This is a genomic window from Fodinibius sp. (genome assembly GCF_034521915.1).
In the GTDB taxonomy this organism is placed as follows: domain Bacteria; phylum Bacteroidota; class Rhodothermia; order Balneolales; family Balneolaceae; genus Fodinibius.
Genome location: NZ_JAXHLU010000014.1, coordinates 57973 through 81599, shown reverse-complemented (window position 1 = coordinate 81599; position 23627 = coordinate 57973). Strand labels below are relative to the sequence as shown.

Sequence of the window (23627 nt, the reverse complement as noted above, 5' to 3'; positions counted from 1 at the left end):
GTTAATAACCATTTACATGCTTCATAAATTATCCCAGCCAGCCTTCCCGATCCAAACTTCTATATTGGATAGCTTCAGCGATATGGTTGGATCGAATTTTTTCTGATCGCTCAAGATCAGCAATCGTTCTGGATACTTTGAGGATACGATCGTATGCCCGGGCCGATAACCCTAACGAAGTAATAGCTTTTTTCAGCATCTGCTTACTTGCATCATCGAGCACACATATTTTTCGCGACATTTTAGTATTCATCTGCGCGTTACAATAGACATCATCAATTCCCATAAAGCGTTGGGTTTGTATCTCACGCGCCCGAATAACTCTTTTCCGGATTTCATTTGATGGCTCTCCCTTCGCTTTACTTGAAAGTTCATCATAACTGACTTTCTGCACCTCAATATGAAGATCGATTCGATCGAGCATAGGGCCACTTATTTTACTCAGGTAGCGTTGCATTTGCGATGGCGAAGCCCCGCCGGGATCTGCAGGATCATACCAGTCACCTGTGGGTGAGGGATTCATGGAAGCAACCAACATAATTCTACTGGGATAGCTTACGCTCATGCGCGCACGCGATATACTAACGGACCCATCTTCGAGCGGTTGCCGCATCACTTCCAAGGCACTGCGTTTAAATTCGGGCAGCTCATCCAAAAATAAAACACCATTGTGAGCCATGGAGATTTCACCCGGCATGGGAATACTTCCTCCTCCAACAAGGGCAACATCAGAAACCGTGTGATGCGGAGAACGAAACGGGCGCTGTGTTACCAAGGCTTCTCCCGTTGGCAATAATCCAGCTACGGAATGAATTTTTGTTGTTTCCAAAGCTTCGTCAAGGGTTAACGGCGGCAATATTGTGGGTAACCGTCGCGCCATCATGGTCTTTCCTGATCCCGGTGGACCTACCATAATTACGTTATGACCTCCGGCCGCGGCAACCTCCAATGCCCGTTTAACATTTTCCTGTCCGCGCACATCACTAAAATCCAGTATTTCTCCCTCCCCATTTCGCCGAAACATCTTTTTCACATCTACATTCAACGGCTGATAGGAATCCATATCACGTAACCAGCCCATTACCTCTGTTAAATGTTCAAACGCATATACATCAATTCCATCGACTACAGCGGCTTCGGGACCATTTGATGCCGGAACCACCATATTTGCCAATCCCTTTTCACGCGCTTGAACGGCCATCGGTAATACCCCATTTACAGGACGCAATTTACCGTCGAGCGCTAGTTCACCTAAAATCAGCGTCTCCTCAAGTTTATCGGTCTTAATTTGTCCGGATACATTTAACAGCGTCACAGCAATAGGCAGATCAAAAGCACTGCCTTCTTTGGGTAGATCGGCCGGTGCCAGATTAACGGTAATACGTCCCTTTGGAAATTCGGCATTTGAATTCTTTAACGCTGCCTCAATACGATCGCTGGACTCGCTTACGGCACGATCCGGCAATCCCACTAAAAAATACTTGGGCACGCCGGTAGACATATTTGTTTCTACTTCTATGAGGCGGGCATCAACTCCAATGGTAGAAGCACAATAAACACGTGATAACATAACATCTCCTGATGAATCATTTATAGTTATTTAACGTAGTAAGACCTTGAAGCAAATGATTCCTTACAAAAGGAATTTATATTTTCAGTAATCAGCATCAAATATTAAGATGAAAACTTACATTATGAATACTTCAAACTCCCGAAAAACATTTACGGAAGAAATACAAGGCACTGTTTCTGAAATAATCAATCAGGTCAAAAAATTGATCAAGGAAGGTAACGCCCGGCGGGTAATGATCAAAAACTCGAAAGGTAAGGTGTTATTTCAATCTCAACTTACCGTGGGCGTAGGCGGAGCAGCTGTTTTGACAAGTATTGCTCCTATCGTTTCGGCTATTGGGATGTTTGCCCTGTTTATGAACGACGTCAAAATCATTGTCGAGCGCTATCCCGAGGAGGAAACCGAAGAAAGTAATGACGAGTATGAGGTAGAAGCCGAGTTTATCGAAATCCGAGACGAGGAAGAGACCGAAACATCCAATAAAGACGAAGGATCTCAATCAGAAGAAAAGACTGATAAAACGGTAGGGAAAGACAAAGAGTAGGCAGTAAGCGGTTGGCAGATGTCCCTGCATCCCGCCAACTGCCAACTGAATATTACTTCCAGTGCTCTTCGGCTACGGCTTCTTTGGAAACTTTCATTTCGGCCAAATAGCTTTCGGCATCGAGTGCGGCTTTACAACCGGTACCCGCTGCCGTAACGGCCTGACGGTATACCGCGTCCATAGCATCGCCACTGGCAAAAATACCGGGCATATCCGTTTTAGTTGACTGTCCTTTTGTTTGGATGTAACCAACATCATCCATCTCAAGAACGCCCTTAAATAGATCAGTATTGGGCTTGTGGCCGATGGCAATAAATACCCCTTTCACATCATCAAGAGTTGTTTCTTCACCAGTTTCGTTATTAAATACAGTTACCCCATCAACAGCATCTTCACCGTGCACTTCTTTGAGCTCAGTATCCCACATAAATTCAATCTTATCATCATTAAATGCACGCTGCTGCATAGTCTTTGAAGCACGAAGCTCCTGGCGCCTGTGTAGTACCGTAACTTTGCTGGCAAACTTGGTAAGGAACGTTGCTTCTTCCATGGCCGTATCTCCACCCCCCACAACAATTACATGCTGATCACGGAAGAAAGCTCCATCGCAGGTGGCACAGGCAGAAACTCCTTTTCCACGCATTTTTTGTTCGCTATCAAGACCCAGCCATTTGGCCGAAGCACCCGTAGATATAATAATAGCCTTGGCTTTTATTTCTACCTCTTCATCAATGGTCATCTTATAGGGGCGCTCATCAAACTCAATATTTGTAACCATGCCGTAACGCGTATCGGCACCAAAACGCTGTGCCTGTTCGCGAAAATCCTGCATCATTTGAGGCCCCATCACCCCTTCAGGATATCCGGGATAATTCTCCACATCAGTCGTCTGCATCAATTGTCCACCTGGTTCGGGACCTTCGAAAACGATCGGATTTAAATCAGCTCGAGCTGCATACAATGCAGCTGTTAATCCTGCGGGACCACTTCCTACGATAACAACATCAAATATTTTTCCTGCAATATCTTCCATGAATAACTCTCAGTATTTTGGCTTATTGAATTTCATTTAAAGGTACAAAAATAAGTGGTAATGATTGAGTCGATATTTCCTATCTCCTTTATAGGATTCATCAATTAATACTAACATCAGACGAGATTTAATTATCAAATCTTACATATTACCTATTTGTAATACTCTAACTTTTCAATAAGTTACCCCTTAATCTAAAATTTTCGGGTATCTACTGTGATTATAGCTATTCCAAAAGAAACGGTCGAACGAGAGAAACGGGTGGCCCTTATTCCAGATACAATTTCAAAGCTTGTTGAAAACGGCCACGATGTTTGGGTTGAGTCCAATGCCGGTAGGGCTTCCAGCTATTTAGACAATGCCTACCAGTCGGCGGGTGCCGAAATTATTACCGATCGCACCAAACTTTTTGCTGATGCCAATATTCTTATCAGCGTCCAAACACCTCCAGAAGAAGATCTCGATCATATGAAGCCCAAAAGCATTCTGATCTGCTTTCTGTGGGCACTTCAAAACGAGGAGACGGTTTCGTACTTGCAAGAACATAATATCACGGCATTGGGGATGGACGCCATCCCACGAATTTCACGCGCCCAGAGTATGGACGCGCTTTCCTCGATGAGTTCTATCGCCGGATATAAATCCGCACTGATCGCGGCTAATGAACTAGATCGCTATATGCCGATGATGATGACGGCAGCGGGCACGGTGGCTCCGGCTAAAATTTTGGTGCTCGGTGCAGGAGTAGCAGGGCTGCAAGCCATTGCCACGACAAAACGATTAGGCGCTAAAGTAGAAGCTTTTGATATTCGTCCCGCGGTAAAGGAACAGGTCGAAAGTTTGGGAGCGACTTTTGTAGAAGTCCCTGACTTGGATGATGAATCTGAAACCGAGGGCGGCTATGCCAAGGAACTGGCCCAGGATGAACAGGAACGTCAACGGCAAGTCATCCATGAGCACGCCAAAAAATCTGATATAATCATAACAACGGCCCTCATTCCAGGAAAACCCGCTCCGCTTTTAGTAACGAAGGAGATGGTTGAAGATATGCACGCTGGGGCAGTTATTGTAGATCTGGCTGCCGAACAGGGTGGTAACTGTGAACTCACCGAACCGGGAGAAACTGCCATCGCCAACGAAGTAAAAATTATTGGACCACTAAATATTCCCAGCCAGCTGGCCTATCACGCAAGCCAGTTATATTCGAAAAATATGATGTCGCTACTGAATCATTTACTTGATGAAGAGGGCAAACCAACATTCGACTTTGAGGATGAAATAACGTTAAACACAACCATAACGCACCAAGGCGAAATTATCAGCCCCATGCTAAAGGATAATTAAATAAGGAGTAGTCATTTCGAACGTAGTGAGAAATCTTTGTTCACTTAAGATTTTCCAAAACAAAGATCTCTCCCGTTGGTCGAGATGACAATAAAATTATAGTAACCAAATAATATGTCTGGACTCATTTTTAACTTATTTATATTTGTACTGGCCTCATTTATAGGCTTCGAACTGATCTCTAAAGTCCCCCCCACGCTGCATACCCCACTGATGTCGGGTGCCAACGCCATTTCGGGCATCACCATTTTGGGCGCGCTCATTGTCGCGGGACAAATAGATAGTCAAATCGCCCAGTATATTGGATTTGTGGCTATCGTTTTTGCAACCATCAATGTCGTGGGAGGATTTATGGTGACCGACCGCATGCTGGAAATGTTCAAGAAAAAAGATAAGAACAATGAGTGATTTTCTACCGCCATCTATTCAATCGATCCTGCCTGACCTGATCCAGCTGGTTTACCTGGTAGCTACCGGTATTTTTATTATCGGGATAAAGCGACTCGGTTCTCCCGCAACCGCCCGTTCGGGAAATCAGTTAGCTGCACTGGGTATGTTTATTGGCGTTGTCGTGACGTTATTTGACCAGCAAATTATCACTTATGAGTACATTATTGCGGGTATCGTAGTAGGAGCAGCTATTGGAGCTACTGCTGCCAAGAAAGTAGAAATGACCGCTATGCCCGAGATGGTTGCTATTTTTAATGGTTTCGGCGGCGGTGCATCAGCGGTGGTTGCCTGGGGCGAATTTTCACGCTTTGAAGCTTCTGCGATTGCAACGCAGGATTTAGTAACAATCGGACTCAGTATCCTTATCGGCTCTATCACTTTTACCGGTAGCTTTATTGCTTTTGGAAAACTCAAGGGATTCATCAGCGGTAATCCCATTACTTTTCCGGGTCACAATATTTTTAACGGATTATTAACCATTGGCACCTTGGGACTGGTCGGCTGGCTCACTTATGATCCCACAAGCCAGCTCATATTCTGGCTCTTATTTGGGATCGCTCTCCTGCTCGGAATCTTGACAGTAATTCCTATCGGCGGTGCTGATATGCCGGTTGTAATATCACTGTTAAACTCCTACTCAGGTATTGCCGCTTCGATGGCTGGATTTGTTATTAACAACAACCTGCTCATTATCAGTGGTGCACTTGTGGGGGCCGCGGGACTCATCCTCACAAACATTATGTGTAAAGCCATGAATCGCTCGCTCGGCAATGTCCTATTTGGCGCTTTCGGTGGAGATGGAGGTTCGGGAAGTGGTCCGGCAGCAGATACCGACCAAACAGTCCGCGAAACAACCCCCGATGATGTAGCCCTGCAATGCGCCTATTCTGATCGTGTAGTCATCGTCCCCGGCTATGGATTGGCCGTTGCTCAGGCCCAGCACGTCCTTAAAGAAGTCGCCGACAAGCTTGAGAAAAAAGGCGTAGAGGTAAAATATGGGATTCATCCCGTAGCGGGACGCATGCCGGGCCACATGAATGTGCTTTTAGCTGAGGCCGACGTACCCTATGATCAGCTTTATGATATGGAACAGATCAATCCTGAATTTAAGTCAACGGATGTGGTGCTCATTATTGGAGCCAATGACGTGGTAAATCCTGTTGCAAAAACGGAACCAGGCAGCCCCATTTATGGCATGCCTATCATGAATGTAGATGAGGCCGATCGAACGATTATCTTTAAGCGAAGTTTGAGTCCTGGTTTTGCCGGCATTGACAATCCGCTATTTTATAAAGAAACGAACCAAATGTTTTTCGGGGATGCGAAAGAAACCTTGCAGTCTTTGGCAAAATCATTGGACGATGTATAATAAAAGTATCTCGCTGCTTGTACTATTACTGGCTATCGGTATTTGGATTGGGGGCTGCGGTTCAAGCTATCAGATTCCCCGAAACAACACTGTCTCTGTTGATTCTCTCGAAACCTATTCCGTAGCTGAAGTGGATTCGAAACCTAAGCCGGTAGGTGGCTACAAATATTTATTGTCGAAAATGGAATATCCTCAAGGAGCCAGGGATAGAGGAATTAAAGGAAAAGTTATTGTTAACTTTTTGGTTACCAAAGATGGAAATGGAATTGGGCATTATATTAAATACTCTCCTCATCCAATGCTCTCAAAAGAGGCTCTTCGCCTTGTTAAAGGAACAAAATTCACTCCGGGGAAAATAGACTCCCAACCGGTTAACACATGGTTAAGCTTACCTTTTCACTTTAAGATGGCTAAAAAATAAGAAATCCGATTCTAAACTCCTGTATCTTGTATCCTGCATCTTGAAACCTCCATTCTGCCCCCTCTATTCAAACTCTACGCATCCTTCGGTAGGCTGATATACGGCCGCTGATTGCTGATAAACAAGTGTACTGCCCAAGTGTCCCACATATCCTAAAAAACCACAGCCAACAATCAACAAGATAACCAGTCCAAATCGAAGATAGGTACGACTTACAAAAGTCAGATAGTTCTTTACAGAAAGCCACTCAATAATCACAAAAGCGGTAAATAAATAACCGACGATATAGGCTAAGTTTTCGTGTTGTTCCACCACGGTAGGATCACAAAGCGAGCGAACAACCTGTGCGTCGGCCAGCGATCCGGTATAAACTGCAATCCAAGCTCCTATTGTGCCAATAAACAGTAATAATCGTGCCGATGGACGTAAGAAATTATAGCGTTTGTGCAGCCAGAGGCTAACAATCCAAAACACACTGCCTACAATGAGCAGGGCAATAGGGATATGAATAACAAACGGGTGGATCAACTCCACCCGCCACATACTTAACGGTTCTTGCATTTCAATTTTTTACTATCCATTACTCAAGAATTTCTACGCGAAGCGGATCCAAACGCTGACCTACTTTTTCGACCTCAACGCGCACTTTTTGTCCCGTTGCCAAACTATCAAACGGTACTGCTGTGGTATCTTTCACAAGCTCCGTTTCGTCAATGAAATAGAGCTCCAAGGTTTGCTCATCCGAAATTTTCACATATATCTCCGATTCCTCGGCATTTACTTCCTGAATGGTTCCTTCATACGTCCCGCTATCAATGGTATCAGTTGACTCTCCACCACATGCAGCAAAAAGCATTAATACTATTGCTAAACTTCCAAGCTTCATTATTCCTGATCTCATAGCATCATTCCTCATATTTGTATTATTATTTGTTTGCTAACTTCATGAATGCATTAAAGTTAGATGACTGGCACTTTAATGCAAAATTATTTTAAATCACTTCTTTTGCCATAGATTAGAACATATATTTATCTGTGAATATTTAAATCTCGTGACGATGCTCTGCGTCGTCACGTTTGTATAGCATTCCATTTCACAACGCAGAGCGTGGTGGATAGAACAAATATTTATCCTTGGATATTTCTGCAAATCTGCGGCCACTGTTAATCCTCTTCTTCATCCTGATCATAATACTGCATGGCCATCCAGAAGAAACCCGTCGCCAATATTCCACAGCAGGTAAATACTGTCATTAGTGCCTTAGCCGCACCGTAATCACCGGTAAAAATGGTGTCCATCAGCCAGCCGGTAAGCGGGGGACCGATGCCAAATCCCACCACACTAATCACAAACAGGTATAATCCGCTGGCCAATGCCCGCATATTAGGCTTCACCAAATACTGCAAAATAGCCGCGGCAATACCGTTATAGGATGAGGAAATCACATTCGCCACCCCAATTAAGATCAGTGCTGTCATCGCCGATTCCGCAAACAATCCTAAGTAGTACAGCGGCAGACAACCTAAGGCAGCCACCATTCCCATTACAAAACGCTTTGAGCCATCAAACTTTCGAGCCAGCCAGTCGGCGGCTTTCCCTGACGCCACCACGCTGAATCCCGTAGCCATCATAAACCAGCCATACTGCGGAACCAGTGAACCTGCCCCATGAATATCGGTGAGCACAATCCCCACAAATCCCAAAATAGTGTAGCCTACAAAGGCCATAAAAGAAAATCCCAGGAAATGGTACCGTACCGTCTTTTTTCGGATGATATACCGCACCACTTCGCTAAAGCTCTGCCCGGTATCATACCGTTTATTGGAATCAGATTGGGTAATACCTCGCGGCAGTTCGCGAATAACAAACCACGCAACGGCTGCAATCAATAATCCGGGCGCTCCTACTGCCATTAAGGAAGTACGCCAATCATAAGCCTCCGCAATGCCGCCGCCAACTAAGAACGATACACCAATGCCTATAAAAATTCCGGCGGCATAAATTGAAAATACCGTACCTCGTTGGCTGGGCTTAAAGTAATCCGACAACAACGAGTACACCGCCGGACTTAAGGCCGACTCACTAATCCCCACAAAAAAGCGAGCAACAATCAAAAAGGTAAGAGAAGTCGCAAATCCACTGACTATGGTCATCAAGCTCCAAACCACCAAGCCGACAATAATCATCAGCTTGCGCGAATAGATATCAGCCAGCCGACCCATCGGGATACCGCACAGCGCATAGATAAACGAAAAGGCGGTGCCATAGAGAATCCCCACCTGAAAATTACTGAGCGAGAGTTCATCCTGAATAGCCGGCGCCAGTACAGCAATAATTTGTCGATCTACAAAGCTGGAAATATAGATAAGCGTCAATAATCCCAGTACCAGCCAGGCATAGGGAGAAGAAACTAGCTCTTTAGCTTTCTGTTTTGGTAGCGACATTCCTTATGTTTTACTTTATTTAGTGAGGCTAAAGGTAGGATAATTTGCACGTTGATTTCCACCTGTTTACCAAACTTTTCAAACAACTATATCAGCAAGTATTTTCAATTAAGAACATCATCACAAATGGCAAAAACCAAGCAGTACGAAGATCTCCCGAAGCTTCCCGAGAAAACCGAGGAGGAAAAAGCCCGGGCGAAAGAGATTTTAGACGAACTCTATAAACATTACGAGCCGATTTGCGAACTGGACTATCGAAATCCATTTGAGCTTTTATGTGCCACCATTTTAAGTGCGCAATGCACTGATGTACGCGTAAATAAAACAACGCCGGATCTTTTTGAAGCCTATCCCACGCCCCAAGCCATGGCGAATGCTCCTATCCAGGAACTTGAAGAGCTCGTTCGTTCGACGGGATTTTATCGCAACAAGGCCAAGGCCCTCAAGCAATCAGCGCAGGCTATTGTAGAAAAGCATGGCGGAGAGATGCCGCAAAACATTGATGATCTGCTCGAGTTCTATGGCGTGGCACGAAAAACGGCTAATGTAGTACTTGGCAACGCTTTTAACATTAATGTGGGAGTGGTTGTGGATACGCACGTACGTCGATTTGCCAACCGGTACGGACTTACCGAGCACGAGAAAAATACGGATAAAATTGAGCGCGACCTGATGGCACTATTTCCCAGGGAACACTGGACCAATCTTTCGCATTTGATGATTCACCATGGGCGGAATGCTTGTAAGTCGCGTATTTCGGAACCGCCGGATCACCCGCTGTGTAAGAAGTATGGAATTAAGTGTGAGTGTCAAGAAATGAGATAAAACAAGTAAACTGGCCACAGATCAACACTGATTCTAACAGATATTTTACATCATGAGTGATGAACAGCTTTTCAATTCGAAGTCAGAACCCATTCCGCCGCTGCGACAGGATTTACAAATCATTCCTGTAAAGGAGAATGGCACAGCCCTGCTGTATTTCCATGATGAACGCGGATATGCCACATCCAATTTTGCTCTGCGTAGGGAGGCGGGTCAACTGCTTTCTCTGTTCAATGGACGAAAAAGTATTAACGATCTTGAATCTCAGCTGGGTAATAACGTTTCCAAAGATGATCTTCTGGATTTCATACAGTTTTTAGATAAGAATAAGCTCCTGAATTCTGATTTTTTTGATCATCAAGCAGAACAAATTGAAGCTGAATATGAAAAGTCTACTCTTCATAAATCGGTAACCGCCGGCAATTCTTATCCTGCAGATCCCAAGGAGCTAAAAGATTATTTGGATGAGGCTTTTGCGAGTCATGCTGATGAAAATATCAAATCCGTCGACACGGCCAAGGCCCTTTACGCTCCGCATATCGATCCCCGAGTAGCACTAGACAGTTACGTGAAAGCTTTTACCTCTATTCGTGATTTAAAACCCAAACGTGTGGTAATGCTGGCTACTTCGCATTATGCTGGACTTTATCCCGATCTATATCAGAATGATCCCTTCATTTTGATCAACAAGGATTTTAAAATGCCATTCGGAACCATTCCCCGAGATCAAGAAGCTATTAAGGAATTAAAGCAAGCCGATGCTAACATGGGGATTTCTTCCAATGATCGTGCTCACCGAATGGAGCATAGTCTTGAACTGCACCTGTTATTTTTAAGCTATCTTTGGGATCACGAATACGAAATTGTGCCCTTCGTTATTCGCGGTATGGACGATTTGTATTATATGGAAGATGGGTATTTAGGTCAGCAACTTGAAAACTTTTCAACATTGATGAATAAAAAATACGGCGATGATAAAGATACCTTTTTCCTGATTAGTGGCGACTTAGCTCATATCGGCAAAAAATTTGGAGATGAGTCCCCCGCTTCCACAATGTTTAACGAAATTGAACATTTCGATAAGCACTTTCTGGATTATGGTTCTAACAATGACCGGGAATCAATGCTTGCATTGATGAAAGATGAGTATGATCCCTATCGTATTTGTGGATTTCCACCGCTATATACTTTCCTACAAACTATGCCCAATGTACAGGGAGAAATTTTAAGCTACGATTTATGGGATGAGTGTGAACGCGACAGTGCCGTGACTTTCGGCTCTATTTTATACAGTGATCAATAATCAGTTGAAAATAGAAGTTCAATATTTATGATTACTACTGTTAACAGGGTTACTGCTATTAACTTTTCTGAATAAAAACATGGATTTCTCGCTTCACTACGCTCTGCTCGAAATGACAGAAACCTTTTGCTTATCTACTTATCAAGGATCTCCATTTTATCGGCGAAGTAGGAGGTGAAATCACGCATATCTTCGGCCATTCCTTCTTCTTCGGTGGCATTTTCCAGCGTATCGGCCATGGTTACCAGCGTCTGATGAAAAAATATTTTCATCTCGTCCTTCGTCATCTCTTTTGTCCACAAATCCAGACGCAAGGTATCCTGTTTTTTGGGATCCCACATTGATAAAAACATGGCTTTGCAGTTTTCGATCCCTTCCCCCTCTTTGTCAGTAGCATTCCAATCAATTTTTTCGGGGACATTATTATCGTCGAGTTCTACGGTAATACTAATTTCTTTTTTCTTATCAGACATAAATTAAACTATTACTTTCAAAAACTTTTGTTATTGAAATCCTGAAATCCCGAAAAGGTTGAGACACAGCAAGTTCAGGATGACATTATTCATCTCGTTTCGATGCTCTGCGTCGAAACGTATAGATTGCAACGCAGAGCATTGCGACCAGATTTTAATTTTATTTCTTTTTCATTATGAAATAAAAAAGCCTCATCCATCGCAAAATGAATGAGGCCAAAAGTACAAACTGCTATCGAAAATTAATAGCGGTAGTGATCAGGCTTGTATGGTCCTTCTTTGGGTACATCAATATAATCAGCCTGTTCTTCAGAAAGCTCATCAAGCTCTACACCAATTTTCTTGAGGTGTAGACGCGCTACTTTCTCATCCAGCTCTTTAGGAAGTACACTTACTTCCAGATTAAAGTCTTCCGGACGATTCCAGAGTGCAATCTGAGCCAGCGTCTGGTTGGTAAAGCTGTTTGACATCACAAAAGAAGGATGCCCTGTTGCATTACCAAGATTCATCAAGCGACCTTCGGAAAGGAGAATAATCTCGTTCCCATTTTCATCAAGCTTAAAAAGATCAACCTGTGGCTTAATATTTGTTTTTTCAGCATTATTTTTCAGCCATTCAACATCAATCTCGTTATCAAAGTGACCAATATTACCGACAATCGTCTTATCCTTCATCATCTTGAAGTGACGCGGCTTGATGATGTCTTTATTACCAGTTGCCGTAACCACAATATCAGCTTCTTTAACAGCGTCATCCATCTTCTTCACTTCGTACCCTTCCATAGCAGCCTGAAGCGCACAGATGGGATCAATTTCGGTAACCATCACACGAGCACCGGCTCCGCGCAATGAAGCAGCAGAACCTTTTCCTACGTCACCATATCCGGCAACAACAGCAACCTTTCCGGCCAGCATAATATCAGTAGCACGCTTAACCGCATCCACACAAGACTCGCGGCAACCGTACTTGTTATCAAACTTCGATTTGGTTACCGAGTCGTTCACGTTAATAGCAGGAGCACCAAGCGTTCCGTTTTTCGCCATTTGGTACAGGCGATTTACACCGGTCGTAGTCTCCTCAGAAATTCCGTTGATGCCGTCAAGCAGCTCGGGATAATCTTCATGTACCAGCTTGGTAAGATCTCCGCCATCATCCAAAATCATATTCAGCGGTTCACCGTCTTCAAAGAAGAGCGTCTGCTCAATACACCACCAAAACTCTTCTTCATTCATTCCTTTCCAGGCGTACACGGGAATGCCTTGCTCTGCCATTGCAGCAGCAGCGTGATCCTGTGTTGAGAAAATATTACAGGAAGACCACTGTACTTTTGCTCCCAGCTCAACAAGTGTTTCAATTAATACTGCTGTTTGTACCGTCATATGCAGGCAGCCCGCAATGCGTGCGCCCTTCAACGGCTGTTCATCCGCATATTCTTCGCGGAGCGCCATCAAACCGGGCATCTCTGCCTCGGCTAAACGAATCTCTTTTCGGCCAAAATCAGCCAGTCCAATGTCCTTAACTTTATAAGGAAGTTTCTCTTTTACCTTCTGTGCCATGAATTTTATTGCTTAATTTCCGTTTTGTGAAAGTTCTAAAAATACAACATTTGCTGATGTTACTCAACACCGGCAAATAAAAATACATTCCTTCAAATACTACTTTATTTATACTGCTCGATAATCTTTTTAAGCTTCTTGTAATCTCCCTGTGGTCCGGATGTTCCCATCGACTTTTCAATAAAATTTCCTTCTGCGTCTACATATACCTTAAAGGGAATGCCCTGCACACCCAATTTTTGATGCAAATTATTTGAATCCATAAGGTATTTAAAAGTATAGTCGTGTTCCTCAGCAAACTCCTGTGCATCTTTTTGGGTATCCGAAAATCCGGGAGTTACTGCCAGCACTACAAAACTGTCAGAATATTCTTCCTGTACTTTCTGCATAGTTGGAAAACTTGCCAGACAGGGCTTGCACCACGTCTCCCAAAAATCAATTAATACCACCTTCCCTTCGAAATCCGAAATTGATACTTTATTCCCGTCAAAATCGGTAAACGTGGCCTGCTCTACATATTCGGCATCGGTTAAATTTTGATCGTCTTGATTGGCATTATTGGTCGCGTTTGAAGCTTCTTCTTGCTGCTCCTCTACTCCGCCACAGGCCATTGAACTCATTGCCAATAGAAGTATTAGTATCCAGGAATAATTTCTCATCTTATAATAATCTTATTGATTTTTTTGCTTTGTCAAAGATACAAAACAGAGACTATAAGATAAGCATTCAAATTATTTTATCTGTGAACCACATCGGCGGTTGTCCTGCGACAATCATACCGTAAAAAAATAAAGAAAAAGGTCTTTTTTATTCGCTTAATTTAGGAAAACAGGTTCAATTCTTGACTTTTTTCTGTTTTTCTCGCTCCTAATTAAAAAAAGTTCTCCCAAATAGTTATTGATATTATATTACATACAATTACAACAATAACAATTATTTATGGATATGTATAAAAGCTACAAATCACTTTTTGTGCTGGCTGTAATGCTATTGTATTCTAATATAGCTTTAGCTCAGTTCACGGTATCCGGTACAGTAGTTGACGAGCGCACCGGAGAGTTACTTGTGGGTGCAAATATATTTCATGCCGAAACAAGTGCAGGAACGACAACAAATGTCGATGGAGAATTTTCGATTGAATTGCCCGGCACTGAAGCGATTCTTCGCATCAGTTATGTGGGTTATATCGCAAAAAATATTAATGTTGACATCAATACAGAAGATCTCGTAATCGAGCTATCTTCTGATGTGGCTAATCTGGAAGAAGTAGTGGTTACCGGTCTTGCCAGCTCGATTAAAAGAGAAAACCTGGCCAATGCGGTCACCTCTATCTCCTCTGATGAACTGAGAGGTACCACCCAATCACAAACGTTGAGTTCCGACCTCTATGGCAAAATTCCCGGCGCTAACATCAGCGCCAATTCCGGAGCGCCCGGCGGGGGTATTTCTATGAAACTTCGCGGTGTCACAACAATTAACGGTTCTTCGGAACCCCTTTATATTGTAGATGGCATTTATATGAATAATGATGCTATTCCCAACGGATCTAATGCCGTAACCGCAGCTGCGGCCGGTGGTAGTGCTTCCAATCAGGACAACGCCGTAAACCGTATTGCTGACCTTAATCCCGATGAAATTGAAAGCATCGAAATACTGAAAGGGGCATCAGCTGCAGCGATTTATGGACAACGAGCCTCCAGCGGAGTGGTCATCATCCAAACAAAACGAGGCAGCGGTGGACAACCGCAGTTCAGCGTTTCTCAATCACTAGGTTTTAATACGATTATAAAAAAACTGGGATCTCGTGATTTTACTGCCGAAACTGCAGAAGCAGCCTTTGGACCAACTGGTCTGGATCTCTTTAACGATGCCCAAAGTTCAGGTAGATTCCTCGATTACGAAGAGTTAATGTACGGCCAAGAAGGCATGCTGTCTCAAACGCAAATTAGCAGCAGCTTTGGCAATGAGTCAACCAGCTTTTATGTGAGCGGAAGCCTGCAAGATGACGAAGGCATCATCCCCACGACTGGATATGAAAAGCAGTCCATACGGGCAAATATAGACCACCGATTTACTGATGATCTCACAATAAAAGTATCCTCGAATTATATCCATTCAGAATCACGCCGTGGACTCACGAATAATGATAATACCGGCACTACTTTTGGGGTATCGATGGTGGCGACACCAAACTTCATCGACCTTCGTCCTGATGCCAGTGGAGTATATCCAAATCATCCATTTAACTCGGCCAACCAGCTTCAAACACGCGACCTATTTTCAAACGGTGAATTCGTAAATCGAGTATTAACATCGGTTGAGGTAGATTACAGCATCATAAAACAATCAAATCACGCATTAAACTTCAGGTTTACCGGCGGCGTGGATCACTTTAGTCAAAATAATAAACTCGTATTTCCAAGTGAATTGCAGTTTGAACAGGCCAGTGGAGCACCTGGTACATTGATCGAAACCAACACCAATAATTTAAACACCAATACCTCAGCCCTGCTGGTTCACAATTTTACGGCAAGCGACCGACTTTCGTTTGTTTCACAGGCCGGATACACCTCGTTTAATAATGATCAAAATCGGGTTCTCAATGTATCAAATGGAGTTTTGGGCACACAGACTAATGTAGATCAGGCCGTATCTGTGCGGGTAGATCAAACTAAAATATTCCAGCGCGACCGCGGGTTCTTTCTCCAGGAAGAGGTAAACTATGCCGATACTTATATTGCAACCGTAGGATTACGAGGAGATAAATCTGATCGAAACGGCGACGTTAACAAAATATATCTGTATCCAAAAGCCTCACTGGCATGGAATATAACCAACGAAAACTTCTGGTCCACCGATGCCATTGATAATCTCAAATTTCGTGTAGCCTACGGACAAACAGGAAACCTTTCGACCTTCGGTGCAAAGTTCACCTCTTTGGCTCCCAACAATATTGGAGGATTAGGGGGTGTGTTACTCACTAATATCCGCGGTGTTGAAAATATTAAACCAGAACGGCAAAAAGAGATCGAAGGGGGTTTTGATATCACCCTTAAAGACGGTATTGCATCGTTAGAACTAACAGTCTATCAAAAGCAGATTGAAGACATGCTTTTGCAGCGTGAGCTGGAACCTTCAACCGGATTCAGTTTCGAAAGCTTTAACGCCGGCGAAATGAGAAATCGCGGGATTGAAGTCAGCTTGAATCTCCTGCCCGTGAACAGACGAAATTTTAACTGGAATGCCAACATCAACTTTTGGAAAAATGTCTCTAAAGTAACAGATCTGCCTGTACCCGCCTTTGATGTTGGTGGATTTGGTACCTCCCTGGGTGTTTATCGCATCGAAGAGGGGAAATCAGCTACGCAAATCGTAGGCCTTGACCCCCAGATTGACAACAATGGTAACCTTGTTACAGACGGCAATGGTAATCCGGTCATCATTCCCAAAAAATTGGGAGATGGAGAACCTGACTTCCAGATGTCAATGAGCAATGAGTTTAAAATCTATAGAAATATTGATTTCTCATTCCTGCTCCACTGGAAACAGGGTGGCGATATGATTAACCTCACCGAGCTGCTATTTGACTTGAACGGCACAACACCTGATTACGATGACACTGATCTCACTTTTAAAGATTATCAAAATCAGGCCGCCGGTATTACTGATGATACACCAAACGGTATTAAGCGATTAAGTCTACTGGGTATTAGCACCGATCAATTTGTGCAGGATGCCTCGTATCTACGACTTCGAGAAATAGGTTTGTACTACAATATCCCAAGCTCATTGCTTGGCAACATCAGCAGTGGCCTGCGCGGTATTCGGCTGGGGGCTTCGGCGACGAATCTCTTTACGTTTTCGCCCTATCGCAGCTATGATCCTGAGGCATCAAACTTTGGTAATCAACCTATTGCACAGGGAATAGAAGTAGCCCCCTATCCCTCATCCAAGCAATACTATTTCCATTTCAAAATTGACTTTTAATCCTACAAGGTATTCCAATTATGAAAAAATTAAATAAACAACTTCTTAAAATGGTACTGCTCAGTACCGTTTTATTGGTATGGGGAATAGGATGCAATGTGGTAGATATTGACGACCGTCCCGATCCCAATAATTCGGAACTGCAGAATATTATTGAAAATCCTTCGAGAGCAGATATTAGTACCCTTGTTTCCGGAACCGAAGCAGGGTTACGCACCGAACTTCGCATCTATCATATCAATATGGGTATGATAGGCCGCGAAATGTACCGATTTCTTGCTGCCGAACCACGGAACACGGGCGATCTGCTCGGTAAAGGAAATGCTCAACTCGATGCCGGATCGTTCTACACCACGCGAACATGGGCTTCATTCTATCGCGTTATTCGCAATGCTAATATTACCATCCAAGCTGCAACCACGCTTAATGATGGTGGTGTATACTCTGGTGAAGAGCTCAATGGCACGTTGGGATACGCCAGAACCATGAAAGCCTATCAATACTTGATGGCCCTGACACAGACCAACGAAAATGGTATTCGGCAACAGTTAGAAGACGATATCTTTAACGCCGGCGAATTATTAAGCAAAGAAGCTGCATATCAGCTAATAGCAGATTTACTGGACGAGGCTGCAACCAACCTCACTAATGCCGGCTCCGCCTTCCCATTTAATCTTTCCAGCGGATTTGATGGACTAAATACTCCGGCTACTTTTCGTGAGTTTAACCGTGGCTTACGTGCCCGCGTTGAAGTGTATCGCCCATCGCCCGACTGGAATGCGGTTCTCACTAATTATCTTCCGGAATCATTTATTGACGAAACGGAAGATCTTGGATTTGGGGCCTACCATATATTCTCAACAGCTACCAACGATCTGCTCAACCAGGTTTTTGCGGATCCACAAGCCGGATCGGGCGACAGCTGGGTAGCACATAATTCTTGGGTTGAAGATGCCGAAGCCGGTGATCTGCGAGTTGACCAGAAAGTTCAGCTCCGCGATGAACCGGCAGCTCTTGACGATTTAAGCAGTGACTACGGATTATTTGTTTATCAATCGCAAACTGCCCCAATGCCGATTCTCCGTAATGCTGAGCTACTGCTAATTCGAGCCGAAGCATTAGCACAGCGCAATAATGCCGGAGATCTCGATGCTGCAGAAGATGACCTCAACATCATTCGCAATGCCGCCGGACTTGGAAACTTTAGCCGTGGCGTTACCGGTGGTCAAATCGAAGTTATCGACGAGATGCTCAACCAACGTCGCTACGAACTTTTCTTCGAAGGTCACCGCTGGGTAGATATGCGTAGATACGACCGACTCAATGAACTGCCCATTGATCGTCCAGATGATAATGTTTGGGTATCGTTCCCCATCCCAGAGAATGAAAATATAAACTGATAATTACCCCACATCTTTAAAAGGCCATCTCAATAAATTTTGGGATGGCCTTTTTTATTTATCCCCGGCCTGTGTTTTTGTATTTTAGGCGACTAATTTTAGGAATGAACAAACTTTCGCTCATGACAACATACGATTTCATTATAGTGGGGGCCGGCATCGTCGGGCTTTCAACGGCTTATAAAATTTCTGAATCCTACCCCGATTTGGATATCCTGGTACTCGAAAAAGAAGATCGAGTAGCTGCTCACCAGACCGGAAACAACTCAGGCGTTATTCACTCCGGTATTTACTATAAGCCCAACAGCTATCGTGCAAAAAACTGCGTGGACGGGCGCCACCAGCTCGTAGATTTTTGCGAGCAACATGATGTGGATTACGAAATCTGCGGCAAGGTGATTGTCGCCACCGAAGAAGAAGATATTCCACGATTAGACAATATTTTTGAGACGGGACAAATCAATGGAATCGAGGGCATTAAAAAAATTGATCCGCAGGAAGTTACTGAAATCGAGCCCTATGTAACCAATAGCGTAAAAGGAATTCATGTCCCCTGCTCGGGTATTGTGGACTATGTGGGCGTATGCCAACAATTGCGAACACTTATCGAAAAAAACGGGAACCGGGTTGCATGCGGACAGGAAGTTACTAAAATAGATCAAAACAATAGTGGGCTATCCGTAAAATCAACGACCGATACTTTTCACGGCAAATATCTGATAAACTGTGCCGGTTTGTATAGCGATCATGTTGCTGAGTCTGCCGGCGTTCGTCCCGATATTCAAATTGTGCCCTTCCGCGGCGAATACTATGAACTCAAGCCAGAAGTCGAGCATTTTGTTAACGGATTGATTTATCCCATGCCCAATCCCGCCTTCCCATTTCTGGGCGTACATTTTACCAAGATGGTCCGCGGCGCAGTTGAATGCGGACCCAATGCCGTTTTTGCGTTCAAGCGCGAAGGCTACGACAAGCTTTCCTTTAATTTGGAGGAAACCATCGAAACGCTCAACTATCCCGGCTTTTACAATCTGGCCAGAAAGTATTGGAAAATGGGATTGGATGAGTGGTATCGCTCGTTTTCCAAAAGAGCTTTTGTAAAAGGGCTTCAAAAACTGATTCCGTCCATTCGTCCCGAACATTTGAAACCCTCTCCCTCGGGCGTGCGAGCGATGGCGCTCAAACCAAACGGTGAAATTCTGGACGACTTCCAGTTTGAGGTTACCCAAAATGAAATTCATGTCCTAAATGCGCCTAGTCCTGCTGCCACCGCCGGACTAGCTATTGGTGATGAGATTCTAAAACGAGCTGAAAAAGCATTTATGTAATAGCTTCTACTATGAAAGATTCCCAAACTTCCTAAGTTTGGGAATCTTTAAATAAAAAGTAGAGTACGACACTTCAGAATTGTTGCAAAGGCATTCAAATATTGGTATATCTGTCTCTTATGGATACACCTACTGATCTTTCCGCTCCCAAGATTCATACCGACGAACAAACGCGTCGCCTGTATGCTAACGACGCCTCAAGCTACGAAGAATTGCCCGAAGGCGTAGCTTTTCCGGAATCGCAACAGGATATTGCAAAGCTTGTCCAATGGGCTCGTGAAAACGGTAAGAGCATCACCGCAAGGGGAGCGGGAACCAGCCTTGCGGGACAAACGACCGGCGGTGGCATTGTCATGGACGTGGGTCGCAATATGAACCGGATCATCGAAATTAATGAAGGCAAGCAATTTGCTCAGGTACAGCCGGGCGTCATTCGGGATACCTTAAATCGGGAAGCGAACAAATATGGGCTGCTCTTTGGTCCTGATACGGCTACGACAAATCGCTGTATGATCGGCGGGATGATCGGCAACAATTCTTGCGGCATTTTTTCTATCAAATACCAAACAACCCGCGAGCATATCCTCAAAATTGATGCTGTTTTGAGTGACGGATCCAGGGCAATATTCAAGCCCCTTACCGAAACCGAGCTGGCTGCCAAGATGGAGCTTGATACACTCGAGGGACATATCTATCGAGAAATAAATTCATTGATTCGTAAGCACCGCGACCAAATTTTAGAAAACTATCCGCATCCCGAAATTATCAGGCGTAACACGGGTTACGCTCTCGATCGTCTCTGTGAGATGCAACCATTTAATCCCGATGGACGAAAGTTCAATATGGCGGAACTGCTTTGCGGAAGCGAAGGCACATTGGCCATGACTGCTTCGGCAAAACTAAACCTCGTACCTCGCGATCCCGAATCCATTATTTTGGCACCCCACTTTTCAACCATTCGAAAAGCCCTTGAAGCCACGGTAGAAATTGTGAAGGAAGATCCTGCCGCCGTTGAGTTGGTTGATGATATCATCCTCAACGCAACAAAAGGGAACATCGAGCAACGCGAAAACCGTTTCTTTCTGGATGGCGATCCCAAAGCAATTCTGATTGTCCAACTTGACGGTGATAATACTGACGAACTCCGAAAAAAAGCTAAAAAGCTTTCCGAGAAATTACAGAAGATGGGACTCAGTGATGCTACTCCCATCATCACAGATAAGGACAAAATGGAGCGCGTCTGGAACCTGCGTAAAGCGGGATTAGGGTTATTAATGGGACTTGGATCGGAGGGTCGTACGCCTACCTTTGCTGAAGATACGGCTGTCCGCGTTCCCGACCTACCCGACTACATCGATGACTTCCAGAAGATCATGGACAAACACGAAACCGACTGCGTGTTTTATGCACACGCTTCTGTTGGAGAACTCCACTTGCGTCCGGTCATCGATCTGCAAAAGCCGGATGAGATCGAAAAAATGAAAACGATGGCCGGTGAAATTGCCGACCTGGTACGCAGTTACCGCGGATCACTATCCGGCGAACACGGCGACGGACGCGCACGAGCCCCCTATATCGAAAAAGTCTTGGGAGCTGAGATGATGCCACTGCTCAAGAAAGTGAAACAGATCTGGGATCCTCAATACATTTTCAATCCCGGTAAAATTATCGATCCCAAACCGATGGAGCAGGATCTCCGGTATTCTCCATCGTATCAAAAGCCTAAGATCGACACTCATTTTAACTGGCGAAAAGAGGAGAGTTTTGCGGACGCAGTAGAACTTTGCAACGGTGCGGGTGTTTGTCGAAAGTTATCAGAAAGCGGCGGCACCATGTGCCCCAGCTATATGGCCACTAAAGAAGAAAAGGATTCCACCCGTGGACGAGCAAACCTCTTTCGACAGCTCTTTTCGGGCAAGCAAAAAGAAGCGTTTCAATCCGAGGAACTAAAGGATGCGCTCGACTTGTGTCTGAGCTGCAAAGCCTGTAAAAGTGAATGTCCCGCCAATGTGGATATGGCAAAGATGAAAGCCGAATTTACGCAGGGATGGCATAAAGAACACGGCATATCGCTTGGGGAACGATTCTTTGGTCAGGCGGCCAAGCTCTACCCGCTGGCTTCGTTATTTCCAAAGCTTTCAAACTGGATGATTCGTCAGCCGGTCACCAAAGAATTACTGCAGCAGTTTTTGGGGATCGACAAGCGACGAAATTTACCTGAGTTTGCTGAACAAACATTTATGGATTGGTGGGATGGCCGTAAATCTCCATCGAGTCGCTGGGTTCGCGATCCGATGGATGAAAGGGCCCCAAAAACTCGTCCGACGTTAAATTCAGATGTTGGAAGAGAGGTAGTTCTCTTAATTGATATTTTTACCAACTACCACGATCCGGAAATCGGAAAAGCAGCCGTTCGATTTTTAGAATCACAGGATTATCATGTCATTGTCCCTGATTTTCACGAAGTGGGACGTCCGCAGATATCGAAGGGAATGCTTACTCACGCAAAAGAAATTTTAGATACTCATTTGCCCAAACTGGCTAACTTCGCCGATCAGGGAATACCTATAATCGGGCTCGAGCCCTCGGAGATTTTAACCCTTCGTGATGAATACCTCGATTTGTGTGACGAAGACCAGGTTCACTCAGCACAAAAAGTGGCCGACAGCAGCTATACCTTTGAGGAATTCGCCGCTAATATTCTGGCAGACTCTCCTGTATCCCCAAAAAACAAGAAGGTATTTGTACACGGACATTGCCACGCCAAATCGCTCATTGGCCACTCGGCCATCCGTACAGCGCTGGAAGGGGCCGGCTATGAGGTTGAGGTTGGCGACACCGGATGCTGCGGGATGGCGGGTAGCTTTGGATATGAAGCGGACCATTACGAGGTCTCGATGGATATTGGGCGCCAACGATTGTTTCCCGCCCTGCGTGATCTCCCGGAGGATGCTCTTATCTGCGCGCCGGGATTTTCGTGCCGTCATCAGATTTACGATGGCGTTAACTTAGAGGCTAAGCATCCTGCTCAACTGCTCGCTGGAGATTTAGCCTGAGAAAAACCTCATGCCGGAGGCAACCCTCATAACAAAACTGCTGTATAGGTAAGAAACGACCTTTAGCAATCTAATCACAAATATGGGGGATTTATTATGCTAATAAGTAGCCATCGAAATGTACTTCTAACTATTGTTGTATCACTATTTCTGATTATCGCAGGATGCGGCGATTCAAGTACCGATTCTGGCGAAAAGAATAATAACCAAAATCAATCTGCAAGCTTTTCGAGCGGACTCATTGCACCCGGAGAAACGTTTAGCTATACCTTTGAGGAAGAAGAAACAGTTGATTATTACTGTACCATACATACGCCCAATATGACCGGACAAATTACGGTTACGAGCAGTGCGGATCCGGTAGATCGAGATACCGTTAGCATGGAAAACAACCAGTTTGTACCCGAAAACCTTGAAGTAGCGCCCAACACCGAAGTAGTGTGGGTTAACAACCAGGATCACGACCATGATATAAAAACGGGCACGCCCTCTTCGGATGGAAATGGTGACTATTAATTGT

At 44.5% G+C, this 23627-nt stretch carries 20 protein-coding genes; 12 read left to right on the top strand and 8 right to left on the bottom strand.

What is annotated here, in order from left to right:
• Positions 1-28 precede the first annotated feature (28 nt).
• Entirely contained in the window at positions 29-1570 is a 1542-nt protein-coding gene (locus U5J89_RS09695; protein WP_322575423.1) for a YifB family Mg chelatase-like AAA ATPase, read from the bottom strand.
• Positions 1571-1679: 109 nt separating this feature from the next.
• On the opposite strand from U5J89_RS09695, the gene U5J89_RS09690 reads away from it, so the two are divergent.
• A complete protein-coding gene (locus tag U5J89_RS09690; protein ID WP_322575422.1) occupies positions 1680-2117 on the top strand; it encodes a DUF4342 domain-containing protein in 438 nt (145 codons plus the stop codon).
• A 52-nt stretch (positions 2118-2169) separates the two neighbouring features.
• Here U5J89_RS09690 and trxB read toward each other — a convergent pair whose 3' ends face one another.
• The gene (trxB, locus tag U5J89_RS09685) at positions 2170-3150 is read right to left on the bottom strand and encodes a thioredoxin-disulfide reductase (RefSeq protein WP_322575421.1); all 981 of its coding nucleotides are present in this window, start codon (positions 3148-3150) and stop codon (positions 2170-2172) included.
• Between the two features lie 216 nt (positions 3151-3366).
• Between trxB and U5J89_RS09680 the strand changes: the two genes are divergently transcribed.
• From U5J89_RS09680 to U5J89_RS09665, 4 genes are all read left to right on the top strand, one after another.
• On the top strand, positions 3367-4494 hold the full coding sequence (locus U5J89_RS09680) for a Re/Si-specific NAD(P)(+) transhydrogenase subunit alpha (protein WP_322575420.1): 1128 nt from the start codon (positions 3367-3369) through the stop codon (positions 4492-4494).
• Between the two features lie 114 nt (positions 4495-4608).
• The gene (locus tag U5J89_RS09675) at positions 4609-4902 is read left to right on the top strand and encodes an NAD(P) transhydrogenase subunit alpha (protein ID WP_322575419.1); all 294 of its coding nucleotides are present in this window, start codon (positions 4609-4611) and stop codon (positions 4900-4902) included.
• Positions 4895-6313 (top strand): NAD(P)(+) transhydrogenase (Re/Si-specific) subunit beta, encoded by a 1419-nt coding sequence (locus U5J89_RS09670; protein ID WP_322575418.1) that lies wholly within the window; start codon positions 4895-4897, stop codon positions 6311-6313. The genes U5J89_RS09675 and U5J89_RS09670 overlap by 8 nt, the downstream gene beginning before the upstream one ends.
• Positions 6306-6734 (top strand): energy transducer TonB, encoded by a 429-nt coding sequence (locus U5J89_RS09665; RefSeq protein WP_322575417.1) that lies wholly within the window; start codon positions 6306-6308, stop codon positions 6732-6734. The genes U5J89_RS09670 and U5J89_RS09665 overlap by 8 nt, the downstream gene beginning before the upstream one ends.
• A gap of 63 nt (positions 6735-6797) precedes the next feature.
• On the opposite strand, the gene U5J89_RS09660 is transcribed toward U5J89_RS09665, so the two are convergent.
• The 3 genes from U5J89_RS09660 to U5J89_RS09650 all read right to left on the bottom strand — a co-directional run bounded on the left by U5J89_RS09660 (position 6798) and on the right by U5J89_RS09650 (position 9179).
• Positions 6798-7295 (bottom strand): DUF2231 domain-containing protein, encoded by a 498-nt coding sequence (locus tag U5J89_RS09660; protein ID WP_322575416.1) that lies wholly within the window; start codon positions 7293-7295, stop codon positions 6798-6800.
• Between the two features lie 19 nt (positions 7296-7314).
• A complete protein-coding gene (locus U5J89_RS09655) occupies positions 7315-7635 on the bottom strand; it encodes a hypothetical protein (RefSeq protein WP_322575415.1) in 321 nt (106 codons plus the stop codon).
• Positions 7636-7898: 263 nt separating this feature from the next.
• Positions 7899-9179 carry an MFS transporter gene (locus tag U5J89_RS09650; RefSeq protein ID WP_322575414.1) on the bottom strand — a complete coding sequence of 427 codons (1281 nt, stop codon included), beginning with the start codon at positions 9177-9179 and terminating at the stop codon, positions 7899-7901.
• Between the two features lie 126 nt (positions 9180-9305).
• Here U5J89_RS09650 and nth point away from each other — a divergent pair, with 126 nt between their 5' ends.
• Positions 9306-10004, top strand: coding sequence for an endonuclease III (nth, locus tag U5J89_RS09645; RefSeq protein ID WP_322575413.1), 699 nt, complete (start codon positions 9306-9308; stop codon positions 10002-10004).
• Positions 10005-10056: 52 nt separating this feature from the next.
• Positions 10057-11307: an AmmeMemoRadiSam system protein B gene (gene amrB / locus U5J89_RS09640; RefSeq protein WP_322575412.1), complete on the top strand. Its 1251-nt coding sequence runs from the start codon at positions 10057-10059 to the stop codon at positions 11305-11307.
• A gap of 134 nt (positions 11308-11441) precedes the next feature.
• Here amrB and gldC read toward each other — a convergent pair whose 3' ends face one another.
• From gldC to U5J89_RS09625, 3 genes are all read right to left on the bottom strand, one after another.
• Positions 11442-11780, bottom strand: a complete 339-nt coding sequence (gene gldC / locus U5J89_RS09635; protein ID WP_322575411.1) for a gliding motility protein GldC — start codon at positions 11778-11780, stop codon at positions 11442-11444.
• A 242-nt stretch (positions 11781-12022) separates the two neighbouring features.
• Positions 12023-13336 (bottom strand): adenosylhomocysteinase, encoded by a 1314-nt coding sequence (gene ahcY, locus U5J89_RS09630; RefSeq protein ID WP_322575410.1) that lies wholly within the window; start codon positions 13334-13336, stop codon positions 12023-12025.
• Positions 13337-13440: 104 nt separating this feature from the next.
• Positions 13441-13995 (bottom strand): TlpA disulfide reductase family protein, encoded by a 555-nt coding sequence (locus U5J89_RS09625; RefSeq protein ID WP_322575409.1) that lies wholly within the window; start codon positions 13993-13995, stop codon positions 13441-13443.
• A 280-nt stretch (positions 13996-14275) separates the two neighbouring features.
• Between U5J89_RS09625 and U5J89_RS09620 the strand changes: the two genes are divergently transcribed.
• The 5 genes from U5J89_RS09620 (at position 14276) to U5J89_RS09600 (ending at position 23623) form a co-directional block, all read left to right on the top strand.
• The gene (locus tag U5J89_RS09620) at positions 14276-17323 is read left to right on the top strand and encodes a SusC/RagA family TonB-linked outer membrane protein (RefSeq protein ID WP_322575408.1); all 3048 of its coding nucleotides are present in this window, start codon (positions 14276-14278) and stop codon (positions 17321-17323) included.
• 20 nt (positions 17324-17343) lie between these two features.
• Positions 17344-18723, top strand: a complete 1380-nt coding sequence (locus U5J89_RS09615) for a RagB/SusD family nutrient uptake outer membrane protein (protein ID WP_322575407.1) — start codon at positions 17344-17346, stop codon at positions 18721-18723.
• Positions 18724-18845: 122 nt separating this feature from the next.
• A complete protein-coding gene (lhgO, locus tag U5J89_RS09610) occupies positions 18846-20051 on the top strand; it encodes an L-2-hydroxyglutarate oxidase (RefSeq protein ID WP_322575406.1) in 1206 nt (401 codons plus the stop codon).
• A gap of 119 nt (positions 20052-20170) precedes the next feature.
• Positions 20171-23107 carry an FAD-binding and (Fe-S)-binding domain-containing protein gene (locus tag U5J89_RS09605; RefSeq protein WP_322575405.1) on the top strand — a complete coding sequence of 979 codons (2937 nt, stop codon included), beginning with the start codon at positions 20171-20173 and terminating at the stop codon, positions 23105-23107.
• A gap of 96 nt (positions 23108-23203) precedes the next feature.
• Complete coding sequence (locus tag U5J89_RS09600) at positions 23204-23623, top strand: cupredoxin domain-containing protein (protein ID WP_322575404.1); 420 nt, start codon at positions 23204-23206, stop codon at positions 23621-23623.
• Positions 23624-23627 lie beyond the last annotated feature (4 nt).

Excerpts from the sequence above, each read along its gene's own strand:
- U5J89_RS09650 (WP_322575414.1), bottom strand. The coding sequence starts at position 9,179 with ATGTCGCTACCAAAACAGAAAGCTAAAGAGCTAGTTTCTTCTCCCTAT.
- gldC (WP_322575411.1), bottom strand. The coding sequence starts at position 11,780 with ATGTCTGATAAGAAAAAAGAAATTAGTATTACCGTAGAACTCGACGAT.
- U5J89_RS09625 (WP_322575409.1), bottom strand. The coding sequence starts at position 13,995 with ATGAGAAATTATTCCTGGATACTAATACTTCTATTGGCAATGAGTTCA.
- ahcY (WP_322575410.1), bottom strand. The coding sequence starts at position 13,336 with ATGGCACAGAAGGTAAAAGAGAAACTTCCTTATAAAGTTAAGGACATT.
- U5J89_RS09690 (WP_322575422.1), top strand. The coding sequence starts at position 1,680 with ATGAAAACTTACATTATGAATACTTCAAACTCCCGAAAAACATTTACG.
- U5J89_RS09675 (WP_322575419.1), top strand. The coding sequence starts at position 4,609 with ATGTCTGGACTCATTTTTAACTTATTTATATTTGTACTGGCCTCATTT.
- U5J89_RS09620 (WP_322575408.1), top strand. The coding sequence starts at position 14,276 with ATGGATATGTATAAAAGCTACAAATCACTTTTTGTGCTGGCTGTAATG.
- U5J89_RS09605 (WP_322575405.1), top strand. The coding sequence starts at position 20,171 with ATGGATACACCTACTGATCTTTCCGCTCCCAAGATTCATACCGACGAA.
- U5J89_RS09615 (WP_322575407.1), top strand. The coding sequence starts at position 17,344 with ATGAAAAAATTAAATAAACAACTTCTTAAAATGGTACTGCTCAGTACC.
- nth (WP_322575413.1), top strand. The coding sequence starts at position 9,306 with ATGGCAAAAACCAAGCAGTACGAAGATCTCCCGAAGCTTCCCGAGAAA.
- U5J89_RS09695 (WP_322575423.1), bottom strand. The coding sequence starts at position 1,570 with ATGTTATCACGTGTTTATTGTGCTTCTACCATTGGAGTTGATGCCCGC.
- lhgO (WP_322575406.1), top strand. The coding sequence starts at position 18,846 with ATGACAACATACGATTTCATTATAGTGGGGGCCGGCATCGTCGGGCTT.
- amrB (WP_322575412.1), top strand. The coding sequence starts at position 10,057 with ATGAGTGATGAACAGCTTTTCAATTCGAAGTCAGAACCCATTCCGCCG.
- U5J89_RS09665 (WP_322575417.1), top strand. The coding sequence starts at position 6,306 with ATGTATAATAAAAGTATCTCGCTGCTTGTACTATTACTGGCTATCGGT.
- trxB (WP_322575421.1), bottom strand. The coding sequence starts at position 3,150 with ATGGAAGATATTGCAGGAAAAATATTTGATGTTGTTATCGTAGGAAGT.
- U5J89_RS09670 (WP_322575418.1), top strand. The coding sequence starts at position 4,895 with ATGAGTGATTTTCTACCGCCATCTATTCAATCGATCCTGCCTGACCTG.
- U5J89_RS09600 (WP_322575404.1), top strand. The coding sequence starts at position 23,204 with ATGCTAATAAGTAGCCATCGAAATGTACTTCTAACTATTGTTGTATCA.
- U5J89_RS09655 (WP_322575415.1), bottom strand. The coding sequence starts at position 7,635 with ATGAGATCAGGAATAATGAAGCTTGGAAGTTTAGCAATAGTATTAATG.
- U5J89_RS09660 (WP_322575416.1), bottom strand. The coding sequence starts at position 7,295 with ATGCAAGAACCGTTAAGTATGTGGCGGGTGGAGTTGATCCACCCGTTT.